Genomic DNA, 19,482 nt, shown 5'->3' with positions numbered 1-19,482 from the left:
CTTCAAAATTTGTAAAAACCCTGCTGAATTCACCTTTGATTTATAGATTAAAGGAATTAGAATCACTCTCATTATAACAATTATAAAACTATTAATATTTCATCGGAGAGGACTATAAATGCGCCAGTTACTAAACGGCTTATCGATTAAGTTACAGGTCGTCGTGCCTGTAATATTCACCTTATTACTACTCATTGTCGGCATTACTTACAGCACCACCAGCTTAAAGCATGCATTTAGCCAGGTCACGGTATCTACCGAAGACGTGGTCAAGCATAAAGACGAACTGACAAAAATCATCGACAACACTTATGGTATGCGTATTAAGGCGATTTACAGCCTATTCCGTGCCGAAGATGTTGCTCAACTTCAGTCAACATTACTTGCAAAACAGAATGACAATTTGCGCCTTCTCGACTCGCTACGTGATATCGACGGCTTACAACGAGAAGTAAAGCAGATGGAAGAAGCAATTGAAGGCTACGTGAGTTACTCGATCAACACCATGGTGCCACTCTTAAACACCAAACACAGCCAGTCTTCGGTATCTAACGAATTCCAACGCAAATATGACCAAGCATCTGCCCTTTATCGCGATAAAGGCAACCTAATGGTACAAGCGATTGAAGACCTTTCGAGCAAGCTAAACCTACTGGCTTTAGCAGAGGTCGAACATAATGGCGAAATTCACTCTGGCGTAATGACCAAATCAGTCATTGGCTTAGGTTTTGTCTTACTTGGCGCATTTGCTATTAGTTGGGTGCTCGCAGGGATCATCGTTACGCCAATCAGAAAGCTACAAAAAGCGATGCAAGAACTTGCTCAGGGCAACCTTAAGGTGAGCGTTGTCGAACAAGGTAACAATGAAATCACCGCCCTATCAAAAGACTTCAACTCAACTGTGGCACAACTAAAAACCACCGTCGATTCACTCGTGCGAATTAGTGTCGATGTGGCTTCGGCTTCAACTGAGCTTGCAGCGGTGATGACGCAATCAACGGCCAACTCAGATCAAGAGAAGAACGAGGTTGAGCAAGTGGCTTCTGCCATCAACCAGATGGAAAGTACCGCATCAGAAGTTACGCAGAATGCCAATCTTGCTGATCAAGCTTCAAGCAGCGCCGACAAACTCGCGCGAGAAAGCCTAGCAATCTTCGAGCAAAACACTCGAGAAAGCGCCAAGATGGCCGATCAACTTACTCAGGCTGCGAGCGTCGTAAACACGCTAAAAGATCAGTCAGAACAGATTGGTAAGGTAATTGAGGTTATCGAGAGTATTTCAGAGCAAACCAATCTGCTTGCACTAAACGCAGCGATTGAAGCGGCGCGTGCAGGTGAAAGTGGCCGTGGTTTTGCGGTGGTAGCCGATGAAGTGCGTATGCTTGCCGCACGCACTCAAGAATCAACCAAAGAGATTCAAACCATCATCGAGGAGCTTCAGCGACAGTCAGGCAGCGCTAACGACAGCATGAACTCTAGCCTTGAGATGCTTTCTCAAAACCAGCAACAAGCAACGCTAGTCAGCGAAGCACTGAGTAACATTAGCTCTTCAATCTCTGAGCTCACCACGCTTAATGCGCAAGTGGCTGTGGCTTCAGAAGAGCAAGGTCAAGTGACATCTGACATTAATAAGAACCTTGGCAACATCTACGAGCTTGTTAGCCAAAACGTGACTGGGATTACCCAATCAGCGGCCGCAAGCCAAGAGCTATCTAACCTAGCTGAAAATCAAAAGCAGCAACTTGGATTCTTTAAAGTGTAATTATCGCACTGTTCAAAAGAGGCTCTTAAAGAGCCTCTTTTCGAATCACTTTCTCGCGTATTTAATGACAGACAACACGCTGCCGAGTGGGTCGCGAAATGAAGCAATACGACCAATACGCTCAATATCCATCGGCTCAACGACTACTTGCGCACCATTTTCTAGCGCTTTTTCAAGCGTTGCATCCACATCCTCTACGGTCACATAGGCCTGCCAAAAACTCGGTACGCCCCGTTCTTTTAATGGCTCCGGCATCGTCAGAATACCTGCAAATGGCTCTGAGCTGTTTTCGTTCATGACCAAGGCATAGCGTGACTGGTTTCTTCCCGGCACTTCTCTTAGCGTCCAGCCCAATACATTAGAGTAAAACTCTAGAGATTGTTCAAAATCAGTCGTCATCAGTTCACACCAGCTAAACAGGCCGTGGTCTTCGAATGGTTTATCCATTATTTTCTCCTAATAAATTCTCCACAAACATGTTGAGCAATTCGTGAAGTTGTTGCTGTTGTTGACTATCAAAGTTGTGCAATGCTTTACCTAACACACCAAAGGCGACGTTTTTCGAGGACTCAACCAGTGCAATTGCTTCTGCTGTCGCGACAATCGAATAGCTTATTCTATCAGTTTCAGAGGTCAGTCGACGTATCAACTCGCGCTTTTCCAACCCTTTAATCAGACTGGTCACCGAGCCTCGATTTTTTAATAACCGTTGTGACAATTCGAGCGGCGTAATGCGCTCTGCTTCGATGACTGTCATCAAGAATATCCACTTGCTCACGGGTCAAATTAAGCCCACTTTGGCTTAATTGCGCTTCAAGCTTATTAGTCAGTACTCTTGAAGCTAAGCCAACCAATCCGCCTATCGTATCTGTTGGTTTCATAGTGCTGCATTTTAGTGGAAGGGGTTGGTGGAAGAAGGTGTAAAAAAGACAAAAGGCACGCAATGCGTACCTTTTGAAAGATTAGTAACGAGAAGAAGCGCTCAAGATTCTTTACCAAAAATATATTTGTCCATCATGGTCACCATTTTACCTAACTCAGGTTTAGTGATCGTATCGTTCGCTCCCAAAGCCAATGCTTTAGTACGATTATCCTCACTCATAAGAGATGAAAACATCACGATAGGAACAGACGAATAAGCGTCACTGTCACGTAAGCGTTTAACTAAATGCATACCATCCATACGTGGCATTTCAACATCGGTCACTACACCGTCAACGAACTCGCTAATTGGAAGCCCTTCTTCTTTGGCAACCTCTATTAGACCCATTAATTTATCATGAGCCTCTCCACCATCTTTACAAGCAATAATGTTGTACCCAGCAGAGCTCAAGGTATCTTGGATCATAGAACGTATAAAAGCAGAGTCGTCCACCACCATGATGGTTTTCGCATTTCGCTTAGCCACCATACGCTGATTTAAGTCGACACTTTTATCTAAAGTGACATCGTATTTTTCCATACTCAGTTCTGGGTTGATGTCAGCGATGATCTTCTCGAAGTCGAGAATCATGATTAAGTTGCCATCTTTGCGCACTACCGCGACCACACAGTCTTGCTCCCCGGCTTCAAGGAATTGACTCGGAGACTCCACATCATTCCAAGAAATGCGATGGATTCGGCTAATACTGTCGATCAAGAAGCCATTAGTCATATTGTTAAAGTCGGTGACAATAACAAATTTTTTCTGTAGATCCTTCGACGTTGGCACACCCAACCAACCAGCAAGATCGACCAACGGAGTTAAAATATCACGAGACGAGAATACCCCCACCATATGCGGTTGTGCATTGGGGTAATCGGTTGTGTCCGGTACTTGGATGACCTCTCTCACTTTAGCGACGTTAATACCGTAATAGCACGTCTTTTTGCTGCCGTCTGGCAGTTCCTTAACCAAATGAAACTCGATAATCTCAAGTTCATTGGTACCACTTTCCGTTAAAATCGTACTGGTTGATCCGCTCATAATTCTACTTTCTTAGTTTGATCACTTTATATTATCGTCATCAATTACAAATTCTTTTGCTCTTTTTATCTGTAATCCCGTGAATTGTAAATCAATTGCTTCGACATAGTTCAAACTTCTCTATATCTGCACCTTATCAAATGACAATTCAATCAATTGAACGCCAATGAGAAGGCATTTCCAAGCTCCACCTTGCTCGCTCTACTTCGGAATAAATCGCTTTACCTTGATTGCCTGTCACGATAGGAATCGGCTTACTGTGACCATTGTTGATGATTTGATTCACCAAGCTCGCCGCCTGTTCCCCTTGACTGTGGCCGAACAGCACTACGCCACCAACCGCTTTCTTTTCACCAACGGCAAAGTCCCAAAATGCAAAAATCGGCAACTCTGAGTGTTGATTGGTCCAATTAATGACTTGCTCGGCTGGGACGTTATTACCTTGTTCATCAACCAGCGTTTGATAGAGGCCAACAATGATAACCGTAAAACCTTCATTCTTTGCCTCGCTGACCTGACTTTGCCACTCATTTTTGGTCGCAATCGCTTGAATATCAACCTCAATCCCAAGGTTGTCTCTAATCAAAGTATATTGTTTATCTATATAACTCTTAGCGATTTGGGACGTCACACCTGAATCAAATAATACCTTCACTTTGAAATTTTGATCATCAAATAGCTTTCTAAGCTCTCCCAATGACTTAGTAAAAAGCGGTCGTTCCAGCACGCCCGTTACTTTCGCCTGACCACGATACTTCGACAGCAGCTTTCTAGGGTTAGAGTTAATCCCTAAAAACACAATCGAAATCGGCTCATCAAATAACATTGGTAGCATGTAGGATAAAGCATTGTCATCACCAAGCATGACAATATCAGGCTTAAAGCTCTTATACTTGGCAAACGCTTCCTTGGCTTTTCCCGCGTAGTCTGCTTTAGGGATACGTTTGGTATCCATTTGGAAAGTTTCTAACTCAACCGTATCGGCTAACGTAGCCTGTATGCCTTCAACATAACTTTTATCCCAAGGGTATTCTGAATGATAGCTTTCAATCAGCAACACTTTAGTTGCAAATGCTTGGGACGAAAAAACTAGACAAAGTAATATCCAACGCATGAGTGTTTCCTCTTGCTTTTCTATTAGTGTAGTTGCCTTAGCTCAAGTCTCCACTGGCATTCGCCTTCAATTAGTATTTGAACGTCTATACTCAAAAATAAACTTTCGAATTAGTACCATGACACGTAGCAAAGACATCGAAGAAAGCCAAAACAGCCCTTTCTATAGCAGGATCGGACGACGTATCATCCTAATTATGGTGCTACTGAGTGGTTTGATCACCGTATTTACCACGTTTCTGCAGTTATCGTGGGACTACAGGAAAGAGTTCGATACCGTTAAACAGCGTCAATTTGAGATACGCGATATACACGCTCCAATCATTGCCTCTTCAGTTTGGGACTTTGACCTTTTAATTCTTCAGCAAGAGATTGATGGCTTGGTGAACTTGCCGAGAGTGGACTATCTCAGAGTCGAAAGTGGCGGCTACACTTTTGAAGCCGGCACAGAAGTCATCGAAAACGCAATCACCAAAAAGTATCCTTTGATATACAAGCATCCAAATACTTCGCGCGTCGAGGAAATCGGTCATATTTACGTTCAGTCTGATGCACAAGAGATCTACGACTACCTGATCTGGCAAGCGGTTTACACCCTACTTCTCAATGCAGGTAAGACGTTACTGGTTTGTTATCTGGTGTTGATGGTATTCCATCGCAGTGTCAATCAAAGGATCTTCGCAATCGCTAAGTACCTTCGTAAATACAACCCGCGCCACCCCGCCGATCCTTTGGAACTTGAACATCAAGCTTGGATCTCTGAAAAGGATGACGAGTTGGACTGGCTTGCCGAAGAAGCCAATAAAATAACCAGCAATGTCACTCGTCTATATGACAATATCAAGCAAGAGCAAGAGCGCCTTAAAGAGTTCGCCCACATCTCTTCAGACTGGCTATGGGAGACTGATGAGTTAGGGCATCTTGTTTATTGTTCAGATAGCATGAGAGAAGCGCTTGGCATAGACAACATCAGTAAACCAGTAATGAATCAGCTTTCGGCTTTAGAGCATTGTGCGTCACTGCATGAAAAACTCCGCCAACGAAGCACCTTTTCAATGTGTGAAGAGACCATCACACTCAACTGCATTACCCAATATTTGCTTTTTCAAGCCAAAGCGCGTTATGAAAGTGATCGTTTCCTTGGGTTTCGCGGCACTGCCATCAATATAACCGAATTGAAGCTGACTCAGATTGAACTTGAAGAGCTAAACCAAAACCTTGAACACACAGTAGCAACTCGGACCCTAGACTTGAAACAAAGTATGGAGCAGCTCAAACATACCCAAGAACAGCTTGTTGAATCTGAAAAACTCGCAGCACTTGGGGGGCTTGTGGCAGGAGTTGCTCACGAAGTGAATACACCGTTGGGTATAGCAGTAACGGCAACTTCCGTCATTCGCGATGTGACACATGAAGCGAATCAAGCCTTTGCCAGTCAAACTCTCACAACAGATCAATTTAAATCTATTATGGAGAGAATGTCCGATAGTAGCACTATGCTCGAACACAACCTCAATAGAGCCGCGAAACTGATCCGAGACTTCAAACAGACCGCGGTTGATCAGGTGTCAGAAAGCCGTAGTCAATTTCAGGTATTCCAAGTATTGGATGCATTAATTGCCAGCTTACACCCAGAGACACGTAAGCTCCCGGTAGTTCCTGTTCTTGAAGGCGATACCAGTTTAACTATGAACAGTCTACCCGGCGTATTAACTCAGGTTATTTCTAATCTGATTATGAACAGCATCAATCACGCTTTTCACGAACAGAGCACACCGCAGATATCAATCCGTTTCCATCAAGATGAAGATACTCTGGTGTTTGAATACCGAGACAACGGCAGTGGCATAGAGGCATCATTGCACCAAAAGATTTTCGAGCCCTTCTACACCACAAAACGAGGCAAAGGCGGCTCAGGCTTGGGGCTGAATTTGGTATTTAATCTGGTAAAACAGAAACTGAAAGGTGAACTGATATTTGAATCTGAAGTCGGCCAAGGAGTACGATTCGAACTTAGGCTACCAAGGGACTTACCCAGCAATGACTCTCCTGACCACCATTTAGATTACAACATCTAGTCAGGCAGAGAGTTACGGATTTCGATAAACGCCTCCCAGTGGTTGAGAAGCAAGTCGACCAGTTGCGGCTCAAAATGCGCCCCTTTTTGTTTCACAATCTCCGCACGGATATCTTCATCACTCCACGGCTCTTTGTAACTTCGTTTTGCGCCCAGCGCGTCAAACACATCAGCAAGCGCGGCGATACGTCCGCTGATGGGGATCTCGTCGCCTTTTAACCCATTCGGATAACCCGAGCCGTCCCACTTTTCGTGGTGATAAGCCGCAATTTCTTTTGCCATCACAATCAAACGTCGTTTTGAACGGCTTAAAATTTCCACTCCGTAATCGACATGTTTCTTCATGATCTCCCACTCATCAGCATCAAGTTTGCCGGGTTTATGAAGAATCGAGTCTGGCACCGCGACTTTTCCGACATCATGCAAAGGCGAAGCGTGCTTCATCATACTGGCTTCATGTTCATTCAAACCATAGAGAAGTGCGAGTTTTTCACAGATAAGTGAGACTCGCTGAACATGCGCACCAGTCTCGCGGCTACGCGCTTCTACAGCGTTAGCGAGGTTATAGACAAGTTCTTTTGATGTTTCTTTAATATCGATAAGAAGACTCAGGTTTTCGAAGGTAAGCCCTATATTCTGCATATAGATTTCTAGCAACTGTACATCGAGTTCAGAAAGGTCTTTATGGAAGTTGACATACAGTAGACTATCGACACCCTGCTCATCACTGGTGTAGAGAATAAACGCATCGCCAAAGTGTTGTGAATATCTTTGCTCAAGAACTTGTTTGCATCGATTGGCGACCTCTTCCGGTAACTTGTTAAATGCACATTCACTGTAGCAATCCACGTATTCGCCCGTTGCTGCTAGAGTCAATGCTCGCGTAACTTCACCATTGGGTCTTGGTTTTACTAGGCAGTAAAATGCTGATTTTTCTAACTGAAGCAACGAAGTAAGCTGTTCCAAAACAGAGGCGGCATAGGCTTGTAAAGTGGTGGTATTTTGAACTTTCGCGGAAGACTCAATCACTTTCTTAAGCCCTGACTTCTGCTGGTTAATAAGGCACAAGTCTCGATAAGAACGCAACATCGAGTAGAGCAAGGTTTTGAGTTTTTGGGTGGTAAGTTCCGTCTTTTCTTTGTAATCGTCAATTTCATACTCACGGATAACAATGTCTTCAGGTGCTTGCCCTGCCTGTCCGGTGCGTAGTACGACTCGAACAAGGTTGTTACCTAGCTCTTCGCGAATGAACTTTACCAGCTCTAATCCTGCATGCTCTGTTTCCATCACCACATCCACCAGCGCCAGAGCAATATCACTATTTTGCTGAAACATAACTTTGGCTTCTTGAGCCGAGTGAGCAGAGATCAGATTGAGTTTGCGGCCTTCAAAGGTAAAGCCAGATAAGGCCAAGCGAGTCACTTGATGCATTTGGGCGTCATCATCTACAAGCAGCACTGTCCACGGCACTGATGGGATAACCTCATCAACCGGGCCATCGCTCAGAGGACTTTCTTGCTGTCTTTGGTCGGCAAACAACTCCATGTAGTACCTAATATCGCAAATGAGTTCATTCTTTAGGTTTAGCACAAATTTGCAGATATTTACTACTTACTCATTAAGCAAAAGCTAATTCAGTATACTCATTGTTTGACGCTTGATTTTGCCTTTATCACAACTTAAGAACGGTTGCTCTGCTGACCAGAGTTGGTTCTAACTGAACCACCTGAGTATCTGTTGATTCACCTTCTAATTTCTTGAGTAGCGCTTCTACAGCTGCTTTTCCTAATCGGTATTTAGGTTGATGAATCGTGGTGAGAGATGGGCTCATGAACTTTGCGATATGAATATCATCGTAGCCAATGATAGACAACTCTTCCGGAATCCGAATGCCTTTCTCGTGTGCAGCATTGATTACCCCCATCGCCATCATGTCATTGCAAACAAAAATTGCACTTGGTAGTGGTCCTTTAGCGACCATTTTATTGAACGCTTCGTAGCCGCCTTCACACTCAAAGTCAGACTCGATGATCCAATTGGCTTTGAACTCCAATCCGTGTTCGTTTAGTGCTCGTTTATACCCTTCATAACGCATTTGAGCTTGGTGTTTGACCAATGGACCAGTGATACAACCAATCTGTTTATGACCAGACTCGATTAAGTGCTTCGCCGCCAGATAACCACCGCGCAATGAGTTGTCTTGAATCTTATCACTGGTAAACAGCATGGGGCCCCAATCCATAACAACAACTGGAATGTCTTGGTATTGCTCAAAGATTTCTAACCGCTCACCTTCGAGTGAAGAACACATCAAGATCAAGCCATCGACACGTTTTTGCAACAAGGTATTGATCGACTCGCGCATCCGTTCGTGATCGCCCTCGGTATTACACAGGATCAGGCTATAACCTTGCTGATAGCAACTGCGCTCGACCCCTTTTACCACTTCACCGAAAAACGGGTTGGTCGAAGTGGTCACTAGCATGCCGATGGTTTTAGTGCGATTGACTTTAAGGCTGCGAGCTAATGCAGATGGACGGTAATTAAGTTCACGAGCGGCATTATTGACGCGCTCAGAGATCTCTTCACTGACGAAACGAGATTTATTGATGACATGGCTCACCGTAGAGGTCGATACACCCGCAACTCTTGCGATATCTTTCATTGTCGCCATGTCATTCTCTCCTTGCTTGTGGCTAGACGTTAGCTTTGCTCTGCTAAGAAAGCATCGACTTCTTCTCTTGATGGGATGGATGTCTGAGCACCAAAACGCGTCACAGAGATAGCCGCTGCTGCATGAGCAAATTTGATCGCTGATTCTAAAGGTAAATCTTCGAGCAGACCAGTGACCAATGCCCCATTAAAGGTATCTCCTGCTGCGGTTGTGTCTGTGGCATCAACCTTAAAGCCAGGAATTAACTCTCCGCGGCCATTTTGACTCAGCCATACCCCTTTCGCGCCAAGGGTAATCATGACGATTTCGATCCCTTTACGATGCAGTTCGTTCGCCGCTTCTTGCGCGCTATCGTTATCCGTCACGGTAATCCCAGTAAGCACTTCCGCTTCTGTTTCATTTGGCGTGATAACATCGACACAGGCGAGCAGTTCATCCGAAAGTGGACGAGCCGGAGCAGGATTTAAAATCACATTGGTGCGCGCCTCTTTCGCCACTTTCGCTGCTTTTTCGATACCACAGATCGGCGTTTCCAATTGCGTCAGCAGGTACTTTGCCGAACGAATCTGCTCTAAATCTGACTCAATAGCATCAGCGGTCAGTTTTGCATTCGCTTCTGCGGAAATACAAATACTGTTTTCACCGCTATCGGCGACCTGAATCATTGCAATACCGGTTGGGCAGTTTGGCTCCATTTTAACGCCGGCAATGTTGATATTATCCATCTTGAAGTTTTCGCGAATATTGATACCAAACGCATCATCACCGACACAAGCAATAAAGCCGATATCCGCATTTAATCTTGCAGCTGCTACCGCTTGGTTTGCCCCTTTACCACCAGGAATAACTTGATAGTTTCGACCATGCAACGTCTCGCCAGGGCGAGGGAAAGAAGGCACTTGAAGAACATGGTCAGCGTTAACACTACCTAAAACCACTAACTTATTCATAAGGTAATCCTCGGCTCGCTTGAGCCACTTATATGTGAACAGGAGTAATAGCGATGGACTCTGTAAAAAAGCGCATGGCTATTCGCCCTTCTCCCCTAAACGACAGATATAAACGGGGAGAAGGACAAAATTGGCTAACTCATTACTTAGTGATAACTTTCAGTGGTACTGGGATGTACTCTTCTACTTGAGAGCCTTTCAGTACTTTGTCAGCGGTTTCGATACCAAGTGCGCCGATAAGATCTGGTTGCTGAGCGATAGTTGCAGATAGCTTGCCGCGGTTAACCGCTGCGATGCCGTCATCTGTGCCATCGAAGCCAACGATCATCACATCTTTACCCGATGCTTGAACTGCGCGTAGAGCACCTAGAGCCATCTCATCATTCTGAGCAAACACCGCTTGCACATCTGGGTTAGCCGCTAGCAGGTTTTCCATTACGTTAAGACCTTTAGTACGGTCGAAGTCTGCAGGTTGGCTCGCAAGAACGTCCATTTCACTGCCTTTAACCGCATTCATAAAGCCTTCACCACGCTCGCGTGCCGCAGAAGTACCCGCAATGCCTTCAAGTTGAATAACTTTCGCTTTCATACCCACTTTTTCAACGATGTAGTTACCCGCCATTTCGCCGCCAACAACGTTGTCTGAAGCAATGTGGCTCACCACTTCACCGCGGCTCGCACCACGGTCTAGAGTCAGTACTGGGATGTTAGAACGGTTTGCCATGCGAATCGCATTAGATACTGCATCTGAATCCGTTGGGTTGATTAGAATCGCCTTAACGCCACGGATAGTCAGATCTTCAATGTTTGACAGCTCTTTGCTTGGGTCATTTTGCGAGTCTAGTACGATTAGGTCATAACCTAACTCTTTTGCCTTTGCTTCAGCACCATCTTTCATCGTAACGAAGAAAGGGTTGTTCAGCGTAGACAGTACGATTGCCATCGTGTCCTGAGCTTGCGCTGAAACAGAAACGGTTGACGAAAGTAGTGCAGCAGAGATAAGAGTCGTTAGTTTTTTCATTTTCTCAGTCCTTGTGTAGGGTGAGCCAAGACACGTCACTTGGCTCGATTTAGTTATGATTTACTTGTTTTTGTTGTCTACCAGTACCGCAAGTAGAATTACCACTGCTTTAGCGATCATTTGGTAGTAGGAGGAAACGTCGAGTAGGTTTAGGGCGTTGTTTAGGAAGCCGATAATCAGTGCACCGATCAGTGTGCCCATGATGCGGCCCTTACCACCCATTAGGCTAGTGCCACCCAGTACTACTGCGGCAATCGCGTCTAGCTCGTAACCCATACCCGCAGTCGGTTGTGCCGATGACAGTCGTGATGTAACGATGATGCCAGCTAGCGCCGCGAGCAGACCACAGATGGCATAGACACCAATCTTCACGCGATCAACGTTGATACCAGATAGGCGAGTCGCAGATTCATTACCACCTAGGGCGTAGACATAGCGACCAAAGCGAGTGTGGTTAAGTAGGTACCAAGCGGCTGCAAATACGATAACCATTAGCCAAACTGGAACAGGGATACCTAATGCGTAGCCAGTACCAAACCAAGCGAACGCATCTGCTGTGTCAGTAAAGCCTGTAGAAATTGGTCGACCGTCGGTATACACCATGGTCACGCCGCGCAGAAGCGTCATCGTCACCAAGGTAGCAATAAAGGCTTGAACCTTACCTTTAGCGATAATAATGCCGCTGATCGCACCTAGTGCAGCACCGGCGAACAGTGCGGTTGGAACCGCGATCAAAACCGGTACTTCCATCGCGATTAAGCTCGCAGCGAAGGCACCACATAGAGCCAATACTGATCCAACGCTCAAATCGATACCCGCGGTCAAGATGACCAAAGTCATACCGACGGCGATGATGGCGTTAACCGATGTCTGGCGCAGGATGTTAAGAATGTTGTCGACCGTAAAAAAGTTCGGGTTTAAGAATGATACGACAACAATCAAAAACAAAAGTGCAATCAGTGATTTCTGTTCAATCAACCACTCTTTGCTAAACAGTTTTTTGCTGTTTGTTTCCGTTGGTTTGCTCATGGTATTGGTACTCATGCTGCTTCCTCATTAATCTTTTTGCCTACGGCACAGGCGAGTAGTTTTTCTTGGTCGGCGTCTTTTGCATCAAACTCGCCGCTGATTCGACCTTCGTGCATAACGAGGATGCGGTCGCTCATGCCTAACACTTCGGGCATTTCCGATGAGACAAGAATGATGCTCATGCCATCGGCTTTAAATTTGTTGATAAGTTGGTAGATCTCTTTCTTCGCACCGACGTCAACACCACGAGTCGGCTCATCCAAGATCAACACTTTAGGTTTGGTCATTAACCCTTTAGCTATCGCTACTTTCTGTTGGTTACCGCCAGATAGGTTGCCTATGATTTGATCTCTAGTCGGAGTTTTGATGTTGAAAAGCTTGATGAAGTCTTCAACAGCGACCACTTCATCACTATGCTGAATACGACCACCCTTGGTCAGCTTATCTAACGCGCAAAGAGACATGTTCTCTTTAACCGAAAGCCCTAGTACCAAGCCATCCCCTTTGCGGTCCTCAGAGATATAGGCGATACCATTCGCAAGTCCATCTTGCGGGCTGACGGGGTTGATCGTTTTGTTGTCTAGGTTAATCACACCACGTTCACTCGGCAGTGCGCCGTAGATGACTTTCATTAGCTCAGTGCGACCTGCGCCCATTAAGCCAGACACACCCAAAATCTCGCCTCGTTTAAGAGTAAAAGTGACGTCTTGGACTCCAGAACCTGTTAAACCGATCACTTCTAGGCAGGTTTCACCATGACGAACATCGATGCGCGGATACTGCTCATCAAGCTTACGACCAACCATCATCTCAATTAGGCCATCTTCATCGGTATCAGAAACTTGGCATTCACCGATAAATTTGCCATCACGAAGAACGGTAATGTCGTCGCAAATTTCGAAAATTTCTTTAAGGCGATGAGAGATGTAAACAATGCCGCAACCTTGAGCACGAAGCTCGTTGATCACTTTAAATAATGATTCAGTCTCTGTGTCGGTTAAGGCGTCCGTTGGCTCATCCATAATGATGACCTTAGATTCGAACGACAGCGCTTTCGCAATCTCAACCATTTGCTGCTCACCTAGGCTCAGATCACCCAGCAAGGTCTTAGAGCTGTGTTTGACGTTCAAGCGTGCCAGTAGTTTGTCCGCTTCGTCATACATTTTTCCCCACTGAATGCCACCAAATGCACTGGTAAATTCTCGACCAAGGAAAATGTTTTCGGCAATAGTCAGTTCCGGAATCAGGTTTAGTTCTTGGTGAATAATGCTGATCCCAGCTTCTTGAGAGTCTCTTGGGCCTTTAAAGGCTGCGCTTTCACCTTGATATTGAATGCTGCCGCTGTCTTTGGTGTAAATGCCCGTAAGCACTTTCATCAAAGTCGACTTACCTGCTCCATTTTCTCCCATCAGTGCCATAACACGTCCGGGGTAAACATTCAGGCTTGCTTTGTCCAGAGCTTTAACACCTGGGAAAGCCTTTTCAATGGAGCTCAGCTGAAGAATGGCTTGAGTCATAATTCTTCCCTACGATCGCGCGGCTTAAAAAACCACACCTGCTTGAAATATAACGTTCGCATATGGTGTGCACTCACCAGTACGAACTACTGCTCTACTCTGCTGAGTACGAGCTTTAAAGTCTTCATGCGACACATACGTCACTTCAATTTTCTTACCGTTTAACTCGCTTTCTGTCGCAAGTTCTTTGACTAAAGCTTCATGATGAGCCGGGCTCACTTTGGCAAATTCTTCAGCAATAATGACGCCTTCAATCTGAGACTCACTTAATAGCACTCGGACTGTTTCTAGAAATGAAGGAACACCATGCGTTAGTGCTAAATCGATACGTTGCACTTCATCAGGAATAGGTAAGCCTGCATCACAAACGGTAATCTCATCGGTATGACCTAATGTCGCCACCAAGTAAGAAAGTTCTGAATTTATAAGGGTACTTTTCTTCATCTCATCGACCTTTCAAAAATACGTTTATCGTACGGCAAGCTCTATTTTCTCTGTCATGCTTGTTATTGAGAAAATACTCATCGAAACGTTTCGATGACATAATAGTCCGTCACTTCAGAAATTCGAGACTCGATTCTATAGAGTGTGAAATTGATCCGCTTTGCTAGTGACTATTCTCTTATCAAAGTGATTAAGATCACCCATCGAAACGTTTCGATATGCCATTTTCTATATTTATTCGCTCGATTAAGCAGAGCAGCGGATCTTTTAAGGTATAGTGTGGGGCATTAAGAAGACTTGGAAATTGAGATGAAAAAAATTGCATTTTCTTTCGTTGCGCTGCTAACGCTAAGTGCCTGCCAAACAGAAGTGGGCACACAAGCCTGGTGTGACGAAATGTCAGATAAGCCTAAGAGCGAATGGAATGCCCAAGGCGCTGTTGATTACGCTAAGCACTGTGTGCTGCAAGACGCTGTCGGAAGTGAAGGCTGGTGTAGTGATTTAGAAGACAAGCCAAAAGGCGACTGGAGTGCGAACGACGCAACGAGTTACGCCAAGCATTGTGTATTCTAATCGATATCTAAAGAGCATTTACAGTTATGCAGATGCTCTTCCTTCCGGTTCAATTCGGTTTTCAAGTGTAATGACAAATTTCGTCCCCATGCCTAAAGTACTTTCCAGTTCAATATTTGCTGCTAGTTTTTGACTGCAAATATTGTAAACCATATGCATCCCTAGCCCTGTTCCTCCTCTAGCTCTAAGTGTCGTGAAAAAGGGTTGGAATATTTTGGTCTGATCTTGTTCGCTGATCCCCTTGCCATTGTCTTCAACACTGATATAAGTATGTTGATGATCTTGGCTGGCAACTAGCCTAACCTCGCGTTGGGAGCTCTGTTCATCAGAGAATGCATGCAATGCGCTATTGGTTAAAAGCTCCTCAATAACACACGCCAACGAAATCGGCGCAACGTAAACACGAAGTTTCTCATCGCACTCTAATCGGGCAGAGATATTGTGTTCATCGAACAGCTCCTCAGTATGAGTTAATACGTCGCTAAACAGTTGCGATAATTCAATCAACTTGGGTTCTTCTACCGTCATTTTCTGGTCGACACTTTTCAACTTACTCACCAACTCAACAGAGCGATTGATGTTAGCGATAAGCATCTCCATACACTGGTTAGCCACTGAGAGAAACTCAGTGAGATCGTCCTGCGAAATCGTCTTATCCTGAAAGCTTTTTTGAATTGAAAAAAGGCGTTCATTTAAGATAGATAGACTCGTGACCGACACCCCTAAAGGCGTATTCAGTTCATGGGCCACGCCTACCACCATACCGCTCAGTGCGGACATTTTTTCCGCTTCCATGAGTTGGTCTTGCGTGCGCTTAAACCGCTCTATTAACGCTTGTAAAGTATGCGGGTCACCCTGTGAGGCCTGTTTTTGTAGTTGGCCTTCCACATCATCAATAAGTGAGCGCAACCCAAGGATCATTGTTTTCAGTGAGTTAGACATGATGTCTCGATCACTGCTTGGCGTCACGTCTAAGTCTTCGAGGTTTCCTTTAGCAACCTGATGGAGCACATCAATGTTACTCTCTAGTCGGTCCATCAAATTATTGAATGATATCGCCACATCCCCCGCCTCAGTACCAAACTCAATCGGAACTCGACGTGAGTAGTCTCCATGCTGGCTTATCTGCTCAATGGTATTGACGGTTTCGAGCCAACTCATCCTAACGCCGTGTTCACTAACGTTGAGACCCACTTCCTCTTCTCGCTCTGTCACTCGATCTAGGTGCATTTTTCTCAGAAGCATGAATATAGTCACGGCATTGAGCGCCGCCCAGCCAGCGACCATTACTAAACCGGTAACTTGCATCAGTAACTGGTTAACGACGTCTTGGTTTTCAATCCATCCTAATTTGAAACCCGCATACAGTGTTCCAACAACCCCGCAGAATAGGTGGACAGGAATCGCGCCAACCGGATCATCAATTTTAGCTTTGATTAGCATCCGATCACCTAAAATGACGCACGCTGAAGCAAACATACCGAGCAGCAACAAGTCGATCATTGCCATAATGTCAGCACCCGCCGTAACGATCACCAAACCGCCAAGAACACTATTGAGAACAACAAACACTGGAACATGGCGATAATGATGTAGCCAAAACAAAGTTGTACACCCAGCGATAGCACCGCACACTAAAGTGTTAAACAGTATTTTGGGCACTCGCAAATCGAAGGTATATAAGCTTCCACCATTAAAGCCAAGCCAAGCAAACAGCATTAAGAACACGCCTAACGTCACGAGTGTGTGGCTATAAGAAGGGATTTCACGTACAGACTTGCTGTCAAAACGGCCTTTTCTCGGCCCGACAATCATGGTTCCTACCAAGCCGATCATTCCTCCAACAACATGTACAGTAGTGCCACCAGCAAAATCATAAAAACCACTTGAGTTAAGCCAAGAGTATGGGTTCCAAGTCCAATAGGAAGCGATAGGATAGGTGATAACTGCGATAAAAAAGGAAGTATATATATAACCTTTGTAACTCATGCGCTCTGCGACACACCCTGAAACGATCGTCGCTGCAGTCGTCACAAACATGACGTTAAATAACAATTTAGGTAAGTGCTCATTGTCCATAGCTAGCGTCTCGAAAGAGAGCAAGCTATCACCTTGGCTCAAGTGATATCCGAATACGATGTAAGCCACGGTCACGACAATAAAATCAGCAAGGTTTTTCATCGCGACATTGACCGAGTTCTTGGCACGCACACTGCCTGTCTCGATCAAGGTAAAACCTGCCTGCATAAACAGGGCGATACAGGTACACCCTAGCAACCAGAGCAATGAAATTAGCTCTTTGTCTGCCATTCCACACCTAATGGTTATTCAATCACTTAACTAAGCGTAGTTTAGGCTATAAGTACCATCCAATAATGCTAGGCAATTTGTTGTTTATCGATAAGATTTTTCAACAAAAAAGGCCAAGCATTGATGCTTGGCCTGGCAAAGAAAATTAACTATTAATACAACTAAACCCGCTCTTCTAGAGCAATATTATTGTTTGCCCACAGCAGCGCTTGGAGGCGATTCTTGGCATTAATTTTCTTAAAAATATTGTGTAAGTGCGTTTTCACCGTGTTTTCACTGACAAACAACTCTTCTGCAATTTGAATATTGGATGCACCGTGCCCAAGTAAACGCATGATTTCTTTCTCGCGCTTAGTTAAATTCGCATAGGCTTGGGATGTAGTAACGGTATTAGCACAACGGAAATGCTCGATATAATCTTGAGCGACTTTACGCGATAGCCACATTTCATCATTCATGATCTTTTCCATACCTTTGAGCAGTAAAGAAACCTCATCATCAACGTAGAAAACTCCGACTAGATTACGCCACTTAAAAAGATGGCTTGAAGGCGCTTCATTAGGGCAGTTAAACACTATTTCTTTGACCGTGTATTGGCTAACCATTTTGGCTTCGTTGTACGCTTCAAACTTACTTTCATCCAGATAGTGGTAATCGATAAGAACAAGATTGCCAAGTAATGAACTCCCCTCTTCCATTTCTTCTAGCGCCTCGGAAGTAACCATGGTTACTTGGAGATCCAGCCCTTTTTCCAAAGAATCTTTCAGCAGTTTCGATTGCATAGTGACATCAGAAACAAGAGTAATTTTATAAATATCATTATTCATCATGGTAATTCCTGCTCGATTTATCGATAAGTTAAAACTATCGTTTAGTGGCAAATAGTCAACCTAACAAATCATAAACAGCAGCAAATGATGCAGGAAATATCGTTAAATTTCATAAAATTAGCCAAATATTCTCATTTATGAGAAGCGCACAAATTGAATATGCGCATCGTGAATATCGACCGGAAACGGACTAAAAGTACTAGCAGAAGATAGAGAAGTATTAGCAGATTTGTACTCCCGCCACCACTGTCTCCACTCGTTGTTGTCACTGGTGGTGATGACGCCCCTTTCACTAATGTGCGCACACCATTAACGGTTGCGACATAAACTTTCGGGGTTTCAAGACCATTGATAACGCGAGATATCCAAGCTTGGTAATCATGTACATCGGTAAAAACTGAGGTCACATTTCGGCTAGTATCGCCACACGTACTTGGTCCGAAACTCGTTATGCCAATTTGAATGTACTGAGATCCATTATACCAATAGACAGGCCCGCCAGAATCCCCGTTACAAGTTGAGTTGCGATAACCGCCGCTGATTGGTCCACTGAAACAAAGATGGCTTGAGGTAAGCTTGCTACCGTATTCAACTTGACAATCCGATGTCGTGACATAAGTAAGAGTCGTTTCCAAAAGGTTCGTTCCGCCCGATACATTTCCTTCAATCAGTCCATGTCCTATCGCTTTAAAGGTATCACTGACTGAAAACGTATTGTTAATCGTCGTGTTTATAAGAGAGGTATAATTGGAAACTGCCAGCGGCGTTTCTAACTTGATAATGGCAATGTCATCAGGCCAAAGCTCCGCAGATGAATCAATATATGTATCCGGGTAGTAAAACTCTAAAGCTTTGGCCTGCTGATTCGAGAGAAAGTTACTTTCATCATCCAGTTGAGGAGCGACAACGGTATACAGCATCAAATTGTCATCATCGTAGATACAGTGGGCAGCAGTAAGCACGAACTGCGAATTAATCATCGTTGCGCCGCAGTAAGATGACGAGCTATATAAGTTACCGTTGCGAAAGAAAAGACTGGCGAAGGAAGGGTAATTGACAATATTAACATCACTACCGTTAACGATATAGGGAGTAACTTCAACGGCATAGCTCAACTTGGTGAGCAAAAGTAGGCAAACTAAACGAATTGACGCTTTCATGCTTTCTTCCTACATCGTAATCACCCTTTAAGTTTAGATTACGATGTAGAAAGTGC

Annotated in this window: 17 protein-coding genes; 3 read left to right on the top strand and 14 right to left on the bottom strand. The window is 44.6% G+C overall.

Annotation, left to right across the window (positions count from 1 at the left end; translation table 11 throughout):
* Positions 1–118: 118 nt before the first annotated feature.
* A complete protein-coding gene (locus tag IX91_RS17445; protein WP_004745603.1) occupies positions 119–1,762 on the top strand; it encodes a methyl-accepting chemotaxis protein in 1,644 nt (547 codons plus the stop codon).
* A 45-nt stretch (positions 1,763–1,807) separates the two neighbouring features.
* Here the strand turns inward: IX91_RS17445 and IX91_RS17440 are convergent, their stop codons facing one another.
* The 4 genes from IX91_RS17440 to IX91_RS17425 form a co-directional block, all read right to left on the bottom strand.
* Positions 1,808–2,209 (bottom strand): VOC family protein, encoded by a 402-nt coding sequence (locus tag IX91_RS17440; protein ID WP_004745602.1) that lies wholly within the window; start codon positions 2,207–2,209, stop codon positions 1,808–1,810.
* Positions 2,202–2,519, bottom strand: coding sequence for a MarR family winged helix-turn-helix transcriptional regulator (locus IX91_RS17435; RefSeq protein WP_004745601.1), 318 nt, complete (start codon positions 2,517–2,519; stop codon positions 2,202–2,204). The genes IX91_RS17440 and IX91_RS17435 overlap by 8 nt, the downstream gene beginning before the upstream one ends.
* Positions 2,520–2,744: 225 nt before the next feature.
* Complete coding sequence (locus tag IX91_RS17430) at positions 2,745–3,728, bottom strand: chemotaxis protein (RefSeq protein ID WP_004745600.1); 984 nt, start codon at positions 3,726–3,728, stop codon at positions 2,745–2,747.
* 148 nt (positions 3,729–3,876) lie between these two features.
* Positions 3,877–4,842 carry an ABC transporter substrate-binding protein gene (locus IX91_RS17425; protein WP_004745599.1) on the bottom strand — a complete coding sequence of 322 codons (966 nt, stop codon included), beginning with the start codon at positions 4,840–4,842 and terminating at the stop codon, positions 3,877–3,879.
* 118 nt (positions 4,843–4,960) lie between these two features.
* Here IX91_RS17425 and IX91_RS17420 point away from each other — a divergent pair, with 118 nt between their 5' ends.
* Positions 4,961–6,919 carry a PAS domain-containing sensor histidine kinase gene (locus tag IX91_RS17420; protein ID WP_174329863.1) on the top strand — a complete coding sequence of 653 codons (1,959 nt, stop codon included), beginning with the start codon at positions 4,961–4,963 and terminating at the stop codon, positions 6,917–6,919.
* Here IX91_RS17420 and IX91_RS17415 read toward each other — a convergent pair.
* The 7 genes from IX91_RS17415 to rbsD form a co-directional block, all read right to left on the bottom strand.
* Complete coding sequence (locus IX91_RS17415; RefSeq protein WP_004745597.1) at positions 6,916–8,463, bottom strand: DUF3369 domain-containing protein; 1,548 nt, start codon at positions 8,461–8,463, stop codon at positions 6,916–6,918. The genes IX91_RS17420 and IX91_RS17415 overlap by 4 nt on opposite strands.
* A gap of 127 nt (positions 8,464–8,590) precedes the next feature.
* Complete coding sequence (locus IX91_RS17410; protein ID WP_004745596.1) at positions 8,591–9,592, bottom strand: substrate-binding domain-containing protein; 1,002 nt, start codon at positions 9,590–9,592, stop codon at positions 8,591–8,593.
* A 29-nt stretch (positions 9,593–9,621) separates the two neighbouring features.
* Positions 9,622–10,542, bottom strand: coding sequence for a ribokinase (rbsK, locus tag IX91_RS17405; protein ID WP_004745595.1), 921 nt, complete (start codon positions 10,540–10,542; stop codon positions 9,622–9,624).
* Positions 10,543–10,684: 142 nt separating this feature from the next.
* Positions 10,685–11,563 (bottom strand): ribose ABC transporter substrate-binding protein RbsB, encoded by an 879-nt coding sequence (gene rbsB / locus IX91_RS17400; protein ID WP_004745594.1) that lies wholly within the window; start codon positions 11,561–11,563, stop codon positions 10,685–10,687.
* Positions 11,564–11,623: 60 nt separating this feature from the next.
* A complete protein-coding gene (rbsC, locus tag IX91_RS17395; protein ID WP_004745593.1) occupies positions 11,624–12,607 on the bottom strand; it encodes a ribose ABC transporter permease in 984 nt (327 codons plus the stop codon).
* A complete protein-coding gene (gene rbsA, locus IX91_RS17390; protein WP_004745592.1) occupies positions 12,604–14,109 on the bottom strand; it encodes a ribose ABC transporter ATP-binding protein RbsA in 1,506 nt (501 codons plus the stop codon). The genes rbsC and rbsA overlap by 4 nt, the downstream gene beginning before the upstream one ends.
* A gap of 24 nt (positions 14,110–14,133) precedes the next feature.
* Positions 14,134–14,553 (bottom strand): D-ribose pyranase, encoded by a 420-nt coding sequence (gene rbsD / locus IX91_RS17385; protein ID WP_004745591.1) that lies wholly within the window; start codon positions 14,551–14,553, stop codon positions 14,134–14,136.
* A 309-nt stretch (positions 14,554–14,862) separates the two neighbouring features.
* Between rbsD and IX91_RS17380 the strand changes: the two genes are divergently transcribed.
* Positions 14,863–15,126 carry a DUF3012 domain-containing protein gene (locus tag IX91_RS17380; protein ID WP_004745590.1) on the top strand — a complete coding sequence of 88 codons (264 nt, stop codon included), beginning with the start codon at positions 14,863–14,865 and terminating at the stop codon, positions 15,124–15,126.
* Between the two features lie 24 nt (positions 15,127–15,150).
* Here IX91_RS17380 and IX91_RS17375 read toward each other — a convergent pair whose 3' ends face one another.
* The 3 genes from IX91_RS17375 to IX91_RS17365 form a co-directional block, all read right to left on the bottom strand.
* On the bottom strand, positions 15,151–17,436 hold the full coding sequence (locus IX91_RS17375) for an ATP-binding protein (RefSeq protein WP_004745589.1): 2,286 nt from the start codon (positions 17,434–17,436) through the stop codon (positions 15,151–15,153).
* Positions 17,437–17,597: 161 nt separating this feature from the next.
* Positions 17,598–18,266 carry a LuxR C-terminal-related transcriptional regulator gene (locus IX91_RS17370; protein WP_038197018.1) on the bottom strand — a complete coding sequence of 223 codons (669 nt, stop codon included), beginning with the start codon at positions 18,264–18,266 and terminating at the stop codon, positions 17,598–17,600.
* Positions 18,267–18,397: 131 nt separating this feature from the next.
* Complete coding sequence (locus tag IX91_RS17365; protein ID WP_004749051.1) at positions 18,398–19,426, bottom strand: S1 family peptidase; 1,029 nt, start codon at positions 19,424–19,426, stop codon at positions 18,398–18,400.
* Positions 19,427–19,482: the final 56 nt, after the last annotated feature.

It is taken from the genome of Vibrio tubiashii ATCC 19109 (assembly GCF_000772105.1).
Classification (GTDB): Bacteria; Pseudomonadota; Gammaproteobacteria; order Enterobacterales; family Vibrionaceae; genus Vibrio; species Vibrio tubiashii.
This window is presented reverse-complemented; position numbering and strand designations above follow the sequence as displayed.

Excerpts from the sequence above, each read along its gene's own strand:
- IX91_RS17445 (WP_004745603.1), top strand. The coding sequence starts at position 119 with ATGCGCCAGTTACTAAACGGCTTATCGATTAAGTTACAGGTCGTCGTG.
- IX91_RS17440 (WP_004745602.1), bottom strand. The coding sequence starts at position 2,209 with ATGGATAAACCATTCGAAGACCACGGCCTGTTTAGCTGGTGTGAACTG.
- IX91_RS17435 (WP_004745601.1), bottom strand. The coding sequence starts at position 2,519 with ATGACAGTCATCGAAGCAGAGCGCATTACGCCGCTCGAATTGTCACAA.
- IX91_RS17430 (WP_004745600.1), bottom strand. The coding sequence starts at position 3,728 with ATGAGCGGATCAACCAGTACGATTTTAACGGAAAGTGGTACCAATGAA.
- IX91_RS17425 (WP_004745599.1), bottom strand. The coding sequence starts at position 4,842 with ATGCGTTGGATATTACTTTGTCTAGTTTTTTCGTCCCAAGCATTTGCA.
- IX91_RS17420 (WP_174329863.1), top strand. The coding sequence starts at position 4,961 with ATGACACGTAGCAAAGACATCGAAGAAAGCCAAAACAGCCCTTTCTAT.
- IX91_RS17415 (WP_004745597.1), bottom strand. The coding sequence starts at position 8,463 with ATGGAGTTGTTTGCCGACCAAAGACAGCAAGAAAGTCCTCTGAGCGAT.
- IX91_RS17410 (WP_004745596.1), bottom strand. The coding sequence starts at position 9,592 with ATGGCGACAATGAAAGATATCGCAAGAGTTGCGGGTGTATCGACCTCT.
- rbsK (WP_004745595.1), bottom strand. The coding sequence starts at position 10,542 with ATGAATAAGTTAGTGGTTTTAGGTAGTGTTAACGCTGACCATGTTCTT.
- rbsB (WP_004745594.1), bottom strand. The coding sequence starts at position 11,563 with ATGAAAAAACTAACGACTCTTATCTCTGCTGCACTACTTTCGTCAACC.
- rbsC (WP_004745593.1), bottom strand. The coding sequence starts at position 12,607 with ATGAGTACCAATACCATGAGCAAACCAACGGAAACAAACAGCAAAAAA.
- rbsA (WP_004745592.1), bottom strand. The coding sequence starts at position 14,109 with ATGACTCAAGCCATTCTTCAGCTGAGCTCCATTGAAAAGGCTTTCCCA.
- rbsD (WP_004745591.1), bottom strand. The coding sequence starts at position 14,553 with ATGAAGAAAAGTACCCTTATAAATTCAGAACTTTCTTACTTGGTGGCG.
- IX91_RS17380 (WP_004745590.1), top strand. The coding sequence starts at position 14,863 with ATGAAAAAAATTGCATTTTCTTTCGTTGCGCTGCTAACGCTAAGTGCC.
- IX91_RS17375 (WP_004745589.1), bottom strand. The coding sequence starts at position 17,436 with ATGGCAGACAAAGAGCTAATTTCATTGCTCTGGTTGCTAGGGTGTACC.
- IX91_RS17370 (WP_038197018.1), bottom strand. The coding sequence starts at position 18,266 with ATGATGAATAATGATATTTATAAAATTACTCTTGTTTCTGATGTCACT.
- IX91_RS17365 (WP_004749051.1), bottom strand. The coding sequence starts at position 19,426 with ATGAAAGCGTCAATTCGTTTAGTTTGCCTACTTTTGCTCACCAAGTTG.